The sequence below is a fragment of the Mesorhizobium zhangyense genome, from assembly GCF_011045115.1.
Taxonomy (GTDB): domain Bacteria; phylum Pseudomonadota; class Alphaproteobacteria; order Rhizobiales; family Rhizobiaceae; genus Mesorhizobium_M; species Mesorhizobium_M zhangyense.
In genome coordinates, this window is record NZ_JAAKZG010000008.1 from 193,522 (window position 1) to 204,911 (window position 11,390).

At 61.2% G+C, this 11,390-nt stretch carries 7 protein-coding genes; 6 read left to right on the top strand and 1 reads right to left on the bottom strand.

The window, feature by feature from the left end:
• Positions 1-70: 70 nt before the first annotated feature.
• Positions 71-3,037: a DNA polymerase I gene (gene polA, locus G6N74_RS19545; RefSeq protein WP_165119621.1), complete on the bottom strand. Its 2,967-nt coding sequence runs from the start codon at positions 3,035-3,037 to the stop codon at positions 71-73.
• Between the two features lie 398 nt (positions 3,038-3,435).
• On the opposite strand from polA, the gene G6N74_RS19550 reads away from it, so the two are divergent.
• From G6N74_RS19550 to G6N74_RS19575, 6 genes are all read left to right on the top strand, one after another.
• Complete coding sequence (locus G6N74_RS19550; RefSeq protein WP_165119622.1) at positions 3,436-4,815, top strand: M20/M25/M40 family metallo-hydrolase; 1,380 nt, start codon at positions 3,436-3,438, stop codon at positions 4,813-4,815.
• Positions 4,816-4,831: 16 nt separating this feature from the next.
• Positions 4,832-5,449: a ribonuclease D gene (locus G6N74_RS19555; protein WP_165119624.1), complete on the top strand. Its 618-nt coding sequence runs from the start codon at positions 4,832-4,834 to the stop codon at positions 5,447-5,449.
• A 129-nt stretch (positions 5,450-5,578) separates the two neighbouring features.
• The gene (locus G6N74_RS19560; protein ID WP_165119625.1) at positions 5,579-6,028 is read left to right on the top strand and encodes a universal stress protein; all 450 of its coding nucleotides are present in this window, start codon (positions 5,579-5,581) and stop codon (positions 6,026-6,028) included.
• Between the two features lie 147 nt (positions 6,029-6,175).
• Positions 6,176-8,182 (top strand): acyltransferase family protein, encoded by a 2,007-nt coding sequence (locus tag G6N74_RS19565; protein ID WP_165119626.1) that lies wholly within the window; start codon positions 6,176-6,178, stop codon positions 8,180-8,182.
• A gap of 99 nt (positions 8,183-8,281) precedes the next feature.
• Positions 8,282-10,534 (top strand): transglycosylase domain-containing protein, encoded by a 2,253-nt coding sequence (locus tag G6N74_RS19570; protein ID WP_165119628.1) that lies wholly within the window; start codon positions 8,282-8,284, stop codon positions 10,532-10,534.
• A gap of 85 nt (positions 10,535-10,619) precedes the next feature.
• Positions 10,620-11,369 (top strand): SDR family NAD(P)-dependent oxidoreductase, encoded by a 750-nt coding sequence (locus G6N74_RS19575; RefSeq protein ID WP_165119630.1) that lies wholly within the window; start codon positions 10,620-10,622, stop codon positions 11,367-11,369.
• The last annotated feature ends 21 nt before the right edge of the window (positions 11,370-11,390 follow it).

Consider the following 11,390-nt stretch of genomic DNA (forward strand, 5'->3'; position numbering starts at 1 on the left):
CTAATGCGACAGGACCATTGATCTGCGTGACGCCGGATGTGATCTCCCACCGATCGGCTCACAGCTGAGGTCAATGTGCTTCGTCCCAATTATGAGCAGCGCGCGCATCGACCTGCAGCGGCACGGCCAGATTTACCGCCGGCATGGCCGCATTCTCCATCACCGAACGCACCACCGGCAACGTCGCCTCGACTTCGCCTTCGGGCGTTTCGAAGATCAGTTCGTCATGCACCTGCAACAGCATGCGTGCGGAAAGCTTGGCCTCCGCCAGCGCGCTATCCATGCGCACCATGGCGCGGCGGATGATGTCGGCGGCCGAGCCCTGGATCGGCGCGTTGATCGCCGCGCGTTCGTTGAAGGCGCGGTGCTGCGGGTTGGATGAGCGGATTTCCGGATAATGCGCGCGCCGACCGAAGATCGTCTCGACATAGCCGTTCTCGCGGGCAAAAGCCTTGGTGCTGTCCATGTAGTCGCGGATGCCGGGGAAGCGCTCGAAATAGCGCTTGATGTAATCGCTGGCTTCTTCGCGCGGTATGGAAAGTTGGTTGGCGAGGCCGAAGGCCGAGATGCCGTAGATGATGCCGAAATTGATCGCCTTGGCGCGGCGACGTACATCCGAAGGCATGCCTTCGACCGGCACGCTGAACATCTCCGAAGCCGTCATCGCATGAATGTCGATGCCGTCGGCAAAGGCCTGCCGCAATTGCGGAATATCGGCCATGTGGGCGAGCACGCGCAACTCGATCTGGCTGTAGTCGGCCGAGACCAGCTTGTTGCCCTTGTCGGCGATGAAGGCGGTGCGGATCTTGCGGCCTTCCGAGGTGCGGATCGGAATGTTCTGCAGGTTCGGTTCCGACGACGACAGCCGCCCGGTGGAGGTTGCAGCCATCGCGTATGAGGTGTGGACGCGCTTTGTCTCGGGGTGGATATAGCCGGGCAGGGCGTCGGTATAGGTCGATTTCAGCTTGGTGAGCTGGCGCCAGTCGACGATCTTGCGCGGCAGCTCATGGCCTTCGGCGGCCAGTTCTTCCAGCACTTGCGCCGAGGTCGACCACTGGCCGGTCTTGGTCTTGGAGCCACCGGGCAGTCCCATGCGGCCGAACAATATGTCGCCGAGCTGCTTGGGCGAGCCGATGGTGAAGCGGCTGCCGGCGAGCTGGAAAATTTCATCCTCAAGCCGTCCGGCCCCCTGGGCCAGTTCGCCCGACAGCCGGGACAGGATCTGGCGATCGACGGAAATGCCGCGCTGTTCCATCTGGGCCAGCACCGGCACCAGCGGGCGTTCCAGCCGCTCATAGACGGATGCAAGGCCCTTGGCGGCAAGGCGCGGCTTCAGCACCCGCCAGAGACGCAGCGTCACATCGGCATCCTCGGCCGCATAGGCCGTGGCCTGCTTGAGATCGGCCTGATCGAAGCCGACAAATCGCTTGCCGGAGCCCGCAATGTCCTTGAATTTCAGCGTCTTGTGGCCGAGCCACTTTTCGGAAAGGTCGTCCATGCCGTGGCCGCCGGTCGTGCCGGCATCGAGCACGTAGGAGATCAACATGGTGTCGTCATAGGAAACGACGTCGATCCCGTGCCGGTTCATCACGACGAGGTCGTATTTCAGATTCTGCGCGATCTTCAGGACCGACTTGTCCTCCAGCAGCGGCTTGAGTGCGGCCAGCGCATCGCGAACGGGGATCTGCCCCTCCAGCAGCCCGCCACCAAGCAGATCGCCGCGCCCGCTCTTGTGGCCGAGCGGCACATAGGCAGCCCGGCCCGGTGCCGTTGCCAGCGAAAAGCCGATCAGCTCCGCCTGCATGGGGTCGAGGGAGGTTGTCTCCGTGTCGAAGGCGACGAGGCCGGCTTCCCTGGCTTCGGCGACCCAGGCCTGCAATGTCGGCAGATCGAGGATGCAGCTATAGGCATCGACATTGATCTTCTCGGCAACGGCAGCCTCGGCACGAAGAGCCGAGAGCAACGAAGGCGTGGTGCCATCCTTGTTGGCGCTATCCGGTCCTCCAGCAGGCTCTGCTGCACCGTTCCCGGCAGCCTTCGCCGCCGACGATCTGGCGGCCGGCGTGGATGGAAAGCCGACATCCGGTCCGTGGGCTGCGTCGGCACGCTCGATGACAAGGGATGCAGCTTCCACCTCTGCCACCTCGGTGCTGGTCGCCTCGGCGACACGGCGGGTCAGCGTGGTGAATTCCATCGCCTTGAGGAAGCCGATCAGCCTTGGCCCGTTTGGCGGCTGGAGAACAAAATCATCCAGCCCTTCCTTGACCGGCACGTCGATCTTCAGCGTCACGAGATCGCGCGAAATGCGCGCCTTGTCGGCATTGTCGATGATCGACTGGCGCCGCTTGTCCTGCTTGATTTCGGAAGCCCGCGCCAGAAGCGTATCAAGATCGCCGAACTGCTCCAGAAGCTGCGCTGCTGTCTTCGGGCCGATGCCCGGCACGCCCGGTACATTGTCGACGGAATCGCCGGTCAGCGCCTGCAGGTCGATCATCTTTTCCGGCGGCACACCCCATTTCTCGATGACTTCGGGAACGCCGATCTGGCGGTCCTTCATCGGGTCGTACATGCCGACGCTCGGGCCGACGAGCTGCATCAGGTCCTTGTCCGACGAGATTATGGTGGCGTCGCCGCCGGCCTCGCGGGCCAGCCGTGCATAGGTGGCAATCAGATCATCGGCCTCAAAACCCTCCATCTCTATGCAGGGCAGGTCGAAGGCGCGCGTCGCCTCGCGAATGAGCCCGAATTGCGGGATCAGATCTTCCGGCGGCGCAGAGCGATTGGCCTTGTATTCCGGGTAGAGGTCGTTGCGGAAGGTCTTGGAGGAATAGTCAAATATGACGGCGAAATGCGTCGGCGTGATGCCGACATCGGTGTTTCGCGAATCCTGCATCAGCTTCCACACCATGTTGCAGAAGCCCAAAACCGCGCCCGTCGGCAGCCCGTCCGACTTGCGGTTCAGCGGGGGCAGCGCATGGTATGCGCGGAAGATGTAGCCGGAGCCGTCGACAAGGAAGAGGTGATCGCCTTTTTTCATGGCGTAAGCCCTAACGCGGAGGCCTGAAACTGTCCATTGCAAACAGGCAAAGGCCGGGCTTGTCTTGCCGATACCTGACAGAAATGCCGCTCACGCGTTTGTTACAAAACTGTAATTTTCGTGCCCTTGAATCGCCACGTTCGCATCTCCAAATGTCAGTCATCGGCTTTATAGCCGAGTCCGGATTAAGGCCCGTCCCCCGCCTAGACCGGACCAAGCGGCAGCCTAATCCCCCTCTCCGGGCTGCCGCCCCCTTTTGAAGTACCGCCGCCGTGGTCCCCCTCCAGCCACGGCGGCATTTTTTTGTGCCGTGGTGGGCGTCTGGTCCAACATTGCCGGGGTTTCCTTGTTTTCACTGGCGCTTTAGGGTGGCGCCGCAGATTCGAAAGGCTCCCCCAATGTCCGCTCTCGCACCCGTCCTCGACAAACTCGACGCCAATCTCGACCAGAGCATCGAACGCCTGTTCGAGCTTCTGCGCATCAAGTCGATCTCCACCGATCCGGCCTTCAAGGCCGATTGCCGCAAGGCTGCGCAATGGCTGGCCGAAGACCTGAAGTCGATCGGCTTCGAGGCAAGCGTTCGCGACACGCCCGGCCACCCGATGGTGGTTGCGCATCACGACGGGGAAGGCCCCCATGTCTTGTTCTACGGTCACTACGACGTTCAGCCCGTCGATCCGTTGAACCTGTGGGAAAGCGACCCGTTCGATCCGGCGCTGAAAGAAATAGAACCCGGCCGCAAAGTCATCACCGGGCGTGGATCTTCTGACGACAAGGGACAGTTGATGCTCTTCGTCGAAGCCTGCCGTGCCTACAAGCAGGTGCATGGCAAGCTGCCTTGTAAGGTGTCGATCCTGTTCGAGGGTGAGGAAGAATCCGGCTCGCCGTCGCTGAAACCCTTCCTTGAAGCCAATGCGGCCGAGCTGAAGGCGGACTTCGCCATGGTCTGCGACACCGGCATGTGGGACCGGGATACGCCGGCCATCTGCGTCGGCCTGCGCGGCCTGGTGGGCGAGGAGATTACCGTCCATGCCGCCGATCGCGACCTGCATTCGGGCGAATTCGGCGGTGCCGCCGCAAACCCCATCCGCATCCTGTCAAAGGTGCTGGCCGACATGCACGACGACACCGGCCGCGTCACCATTCCCGGCTTCTATGACGGTGTTGAGGAAACCCCGTCGCAGATACTGAAGTCATGGGAAGCACTTGGCGAAACGGACGAAAATTTTCTCGGCGTAGTCGGCTTGTCCATTCCATCGGGCGAAAAAGGCCGGTCGGTGCTTGAACTCACCTGGGCGCGCCCGACCGCCGAGTTCAACGGCATCAATGGCGGCTACACCGGCAAGGGTTTCAAGACGGTCATCGCCGCCGAGGCCTCTGCGAAGGTCTCGTTCCGCCTGGTCCACAAGCAGGACCCGGCCAGGATTCGCGCTGCCTTCCGCGATTTCGTTCGCGCCCGGATTCCGGCCGATTGTTCGGTGGAATTCCACGAACATGGCGGCTCGCCGGCGATCCAGCTTTCCTATGACTCGCCGTTTCTGATCAAGGCCAAGCAGGCGCTGTCCGACGAATGGCCGAAGCCTGCCGTGATGCTTGCTATGGGCGGCTCGATCCCGATCGTCGGTGATTTCCAGACATTTCTGGGCATGGAATCGCTGCTTGCCGGCTTCGCGCTGGTCGACGACCGCATCCACTCGCCGAACGAAAAATACGACCTGTCATCATTCCACAAGGGGCAACGCTCCTGGGCGCGCATTCTCGACGCGCTGACACGTTAATTCTGGGGCAAATACAATGACCATCCGCTTTCACAAGAACGACCTGCCGGACCTTTCGAACTACAATGTCGACGCCGTCGCCATCGACACCGAGACGCTTGGCCTGAACCCGCATCGCGACCGCCTTTGCGTCGTCCAGATATCGCCGGGCGACGGCACCGCCGACGTTATCCAGATCGCGCAGGGTCAGAAAATGGCCCCTAATCTGGTCAAGCTGCTGGGCGACGACAAGATCACCAAGCTGTTCCACTTCGGCCGCTTCGACCTTGCCGTGCTCTATCATGCGTTCGGCGTCATGCCCGAGCCGGTGTTCTGCACCAAGATCGCCTCGCGCCTGACCCGCACATACACCGACCGCCATGGCCTGAAGGACATTTGCAACGAACTGCTCGGCGTCAGCCTGTCCAAGGCGCAGCAATCGTCCGATTGGGCTGCCGAGACGCTGTCGCCGGAACAGCTCGAATACGCGGCTTCCGACGTTCTTTACCTGCACCGGTTGCGCGATGTTCTTGTTGGCCGTCTTGCCCGCGAGAACAGGACCAGCGAGGCGGATGCCTGCTTCAAATTCCTGCCGACGCGGTCCAAGCTCGACCTTCTCGGCTGGCCCGAAGACGATATTTTCGCTCACAGCTGAACCGGCGTCCTGCCCGGCTTGGCATAATGACCGGCCTTCCGGGCGTTCCCATCTAGATTGAAAGGGATCAAAGATGGCTCGTTTGCGTTGAGCCATCTCAGCAATGCCAAAGCAGAAAGGGACGCCGAAATGTACAAGCATATACTCATCGCCACCGATGGTTCTGAACTGGCGCAGAAGGGCGTCAGCCATGGCTTTGCGCTGGCGAAAAGCCTCGGCAGCAAGGTCACGATCATCACCGTGACCGAACCCTTCCCGGTCTATGGCATGGCCGGTGAGTTCGGCTGGGTCGGCAGCCCCGCCGATGTCGAGAGCTACCAGAATGGCAGCAAGGAATTCGCGCAAAAGGTTCTTGCTGCAGCCAAGGCCGCTGCCGACAAGGCAGGTGTGAAGGCTGAAGTCCTGCATATCGACGACAGCACCCCGGCCGACGCCATCGTCGCGACCGCCAAGGAACGAGGCAGTGATCTCATCGTCATGGCTTCGCACGGCCGCCGCGGCATCGGCCGCCTGCTGCTCGGCAGCCAGACATTCGAGGTCCTCACCCACAGCGCCGTTCCGGTTCTGGTCGTGAGGTAGCGCCGGGTAGGTTTTCAAGCGGTGCTATAAAAGTCACGCCTCACGCAAATCGAAGGCGCCTCTCGGAAGGGTCCGTGACCTTAGATTGAAAATTGCCATCTGATATGCAATTGACGGGCCATCGTTGGGATAGGCTGTCTGTTGAGCATGAAATTTGACTATCGCGCGGATATAGATGGCCTGCGCGCCGTCGCAGTACTGTCGGTACTTTTCTATCACTATGGTTTTTCGGCACTCTCCGGCGGCTTTACCGGTGTCGACGTGTTTTTCGTCATATCCGGTTTTGTGATCACGGCGGCTCTGGCCAAAGAGGTAGATGCCGACCGGTTTTCGCTGGTTGAGTTCTACAACAGGCGAATCCGCCGGATCGTGCCGGCGCTGTTGCTCGTCCTGCTGGTCTCGATGGTGGTCGGGTATTTCATCCTTGTTCCCGGCGACTATGAGGATTTAGGCCGAAGCAGCATTTACTCCGCTTTCGGCGCGGCCAACTTCTATTTTCTTTGGCATACCGGGTATTTCGACCAGGCGGCGGAAATGCAGCCGCTCCTGCATATGTGGTCGCTCGGCGTGGAGGAGCAATTCTACCTGGTCTGGCCGCTGGCTTTGGCGGCTATGGCCTATATCTTTCGCAAGTCGAAGCGCGCCATCGCGGCATTCCTTGGCCTTCTGATCGCGATAAGTCTTGGTCTGGCGATCTATACGGTAGAGAAAAATCCTAGCGTCGCCTTCTACATGCTGCATACGCGGGCTTGGGAACTCGCTTTAGGCGCCTTGTTGGTCTTCTTGCCGAAGCAGGAAAATCGCTTGGCCGCCGAAGCGTCTGGCCTGTTGGGTGTCGGGCTCATTGCCTACGGAATGCTCGCCTTGAGCGAGAACGATCCCTTCCCGGGTCTGAATGCGCTCTATCCTTGCGTTGGGGCGGCGCTCATCATCTGGCCAAAGGTGGGCGATACGTTTGTCGCCAGGGTTCTGTCGTTGCGCCCCGTGGTATTCATTGGCCTGATTTCCTATTCGCTTTATCTCTGGCACTGGCCGATCCTGGTTTTCTTCCGCAACTATGCCAATGGTGCGGCCCCGACCGCGGGTGAAGCCCTTGCACTCATCGCGCTCGTTGGGGTGGTTTCCTATGCAAGCTGGCGTTACGTCGAAAAGCCATTGCGCAAGCCGCGCAAGCCTCTGATCGTGATAGGCACCGGCGCTGTATCAATGCTTGCCACCGCCTGTCTGGGGCTTGTCTTGATCTCCACGGCCGGATTCCTCAACAGGCTTCCGCCTGCCGCAATGCCGATGCGAAGCGTTGAGGTCATGTGGGAATGGAACTGCCCGCAGAACATAAAGACGCCAGGCCTCGGGAATAAGCCGCTTTGTGTCCTCGGCGCGCCGTGGGCGAAAGCTGAGCGCAAAGGTATTTTATGGGGCGATAGCCATGTGCTGCACTTCGCGCCCCTTCTGGACTTGGCGGCTCGGCGGCAGAATGTGGCATTGGTGGTCTGGCATGCCTGCCCGCCTTTTATCGACAACGAGGTGGTGAAGCGATTGGTCAGGAACGACCCGGCCTATTCGTCCGAATGTGCTGAAAGCCGCATGCAGGCACTGAAATGGATGAAGGACAATGATGCCGACATTGCGGTTCTGGCGGCGTCCTGGTCGCTGATACCGGGTACGCTCTACCAGCAGTCGCCTGAAAGGCGGAATGCAAAACGTGGGGCTGAGCTTATGAGGGCAGGCCTGCTGAAAACGATAAAGGATATCGATCCTAAGGAGCGGTCCGTTGTCATTTTGAGCGATGTTCCGCCTTTCGAGAAAAATCCCAGTTTCTGCGCGTTCAGTCGTGTTTCAGGGCTTTTGCGGCGTCCGTGCAAGGATCGCGACCTGATTATCACTGAAGCGGATATGCATAAACGGCAAGGCGCGACGGATCGGGTTTTGCGCGAAGTTGTCGCCAGAAATAAGGGCGCTTCTCTTGTGGCGGTCGACGACGGCCTCTGCGAAAATGGAAGATGCCATTCATTTATCGGCGACGAGTTCATTTATCGAGACAACAATCACATCCGCAGGAATTTGACCGAGCAGACCAAGCGGCGTCTCGTGAAACTCATGAATCTCGACACTGCGTTCCGGAAAAATGCAGTCGGCTTGGCCACTGCTCAATAACACTCCCGCCCAAAACCCGCTTAAGGGCTCCTTAAATCGCCGCATTTACTGTTCACTCGAAGCCCTCGCGCAATTGGGGAATGGGCAGCAGCGGACGGTATGGCGAAAAGAACCACGACACGCATCGAACCGACTTTCGACGGACCCGCCGAGCGCAAGGCCTCGGGCGGGTTTTCCGTCAGCGAAGATGATCGTGTCATGCCCTCGGCTAAGAAGCAGCCTGCCGCGAAGCGCAAGGCTGAGAAGGCGGAGAGGGGGCAGCCGTCCCGTCGTAGCCGCAAGAAGCCGAAGCGCGGATTTTTTGGCGGGCTGACGCGCGCCGTCTACTGGTGCTTCGTGCTGGCGCTATGGGGCGGCATCGCCGCTGCCGGCATCGTCATCTATTACGGTGCGCAGATGCCGAGCGCCACGACGTGGGCTATTCCGGATCGTCCGCCCAATGTGAAGATCGTTTCCGTTGACGGAAAACTGCTCGCCAATCGCGGCATGACCGGTGGCGAAGCAGTCGGTCTGCATGAAATGTCGCCCTACATTCCGCAAGCGGTGATGGCGATCGAAGACCGCCGCTTCTATTCGCATTTCGGCATCGATCCGATGGGTCTTGGCCGTGCGCTGCTGGGCAACCTGACCAGCGGCCGCTTCTCGCAAGGCGGTTCGACGCTGACCCAGCAGCTCGCCAAGAACCTGTTCCTCAAGCCTGACCGCACCATCGAGCGCAAGGTGCAGGAGGTGCTTCTGGCGCTGTGGCTGGAGCAGAAGCACACCAAGGACCAAATCCTCGAAATGTATCTCAACCGGGTCTATTTCGGCTCGGGCGCCTATGGCGTGGAGGCCGCATCGCGGCGCTATTTCGGCAAGTCGGCCCGCGACGTGACCTTGTCGGAAGCAGCCCTGCTTGCCGGCCTGCTCAAGGCCCCCTCACGGCTTTCCCCGGCGCGCGACCCCAAAGCCGCCGAGGCGCGGGCGCAGCTGGTGCTGGCCGCCATGCGCGACGAAAACATGATCGGCGAGAAGGAACTGGCGACCGCGATGAGCGCGCCGGCAACCCGCGCCGCCTCCTACTGGACCGGCTCCGAACACTACGTCGCCGACCGCATCATGGAAGAACTGCCAAACCTCATCGGCGAGGTGCGCTCGGATATCATCGTCGATTCCACGATCGATCTCACCTTGCAGGACCTCGCGGAAAAATCCATCCGCCGCCTGATCGACGAAAACGGCCAGAAGCTGAGCGTCAGCCAGGGCGCGCTTGTCTCGATCGACAATTCGGGTGCTGTGCGCGCCATGGTCGGCGGCTACGACTATGCCAACAGCCAGTTCGACCGTGCAGCCGAAGCGCGCCGCCAGCCCGGCTCGGCCTTCAAGCCGTTCGTCTATCTGGCCGCCCTTGAAGCCGGCCGCACGCCCGACAGCATCCGCAACGACGCGCCGATCAGCATCGGCAAATGGAAACCCGATAATTACAACGGCAAGTATTTTGGCCGCGTGACGCTGGCAACCGCGCTGGCGAAATCGCTGAATTCGGTTGCCGCCCAGCTCACCATGGAAGTCGGGTCTGATGCGGTGATCGAAGTCGCCCATCGCATGGGCATCGAATCGCAGCTTCAGGCGAATACCTCGATCGCGCTCGGCACCTCCGAGGTGACCCCGCTGGAACTGACGGCGGCCTATGTGCCCTTTGCCAATGGCGGTTACAAGCCGGAGGTCCATTTCATCCAGCGCATCACCACGACTGGCGGCGACGTGCTTTATGAAGGCGCCGGCGGCAACGCACCGCGCGTCGTCAGGCCGGAAATCGTCGGCATGATGAACTCGATGATGACCGGAACGGTTGAGGTCGGCACCGCCAAAAAGGCTGCCTTCAACTGGCCGTCCGCAGGCAAGACCGGAACCAGCCAGAACTCGCGCGACGCGTGGTTCGTCGGCTACACCGCCAATCTGACGACCGGCGTTTGGTTCGGCAACGACGACGGCAAGCCGATGAAGAAGGTAACCGGCGGCGCGCTGCCGGCTCAGGCGTGGCACGAATTCATGGTGGCAGCCCACGAGGGCGTTCCGATCGCGCCGCTGCCGGGAACATGGAAATCCGCGCCGCAGGCAGAACCTGGCTCGGTGCCGATGGCGAGCATCGAGGAGCCGGACCATCCGGCAGCTGCGCCGGCGGCGGCGCCCGTCAGCCGCAACCTTCCCATGGACGATGTCGGGGCTGCAGATGGCGACGCAGGCTTCGTGCCGATGCCGCAGGAACCGCCAACCGCTTCGATCGGCCGACGACCTGTTCCGCAGGCTGACGTGGGTGGACCGGTGGTCAGGCGGCAGACCTCGATCCTCGACGTGATTATGGGCAACTGATCTTCGCCGATCATTCACCTGCGGCCACGTCGCCGCTGGCCAGCGCGATCTTCATCCATTACATAGCGGGCTTGGAGATCACGCAATGGCTGTAGCCGATACACGAAAGACAATCGTTCTGACCGGCGCCAGCCGCGGGATCGGTCACGCCACCGTCAAGCGTTTTTCGCGCGAGGGCTGGCGCGTGATCACCTGTTCGCGCCAGGCCTTTGCCGAGGATTGCCCCTGGCCGGCCGGGCCGGAAGACCACATCAAGGTCGATCTCGCCGACCAGGAAGATGTCGGCATCGCCGTGTCGGAAATCCGCCATCGGCTCGAAGCCCATGGCGGGCAGCTTCATGCGCTGGTCAACAATGCCGGCATCTCGCCCAAGCTGAAAGACGGCAGCCGCATGAACTCCATCGACACGCCGATGCATGTCTGGCGCGATGTCTTCCAGGTCAATTTCTTCGCGCCGATCATGCTGGCGCGCGGACTTTTCAAGGAATTGGCGGCGGCCAAGGGCTCGATCGTCAACGTCACCTCGATCGCCGGCACCCGCGTGCACCCCTTCGCGGGCACGTCCTACGCCACGTCGAAGGCAGCCCTTGGCTCGCTGACGCGCGAGATGGCGCATGATTTTGGCCCGCACGGCATCCGCGTCAATGCCATCGCGCCCGGCGAAATCGATACGGCGATCCTGTCTCCGGGCACCGAGAAGATCGTCGAGACGATACCGTTGCGCCGGCTAGGCTCGACATCGGAAATCGCCGACATCATCTTCTTCCTGTGCTCGACGCAGGCGTCCTACGTGACCGGCTCGGAAATCCACATCAATGGCGGCCAGCACGTCTGACCGCCATGGGTAAGAGTGCCG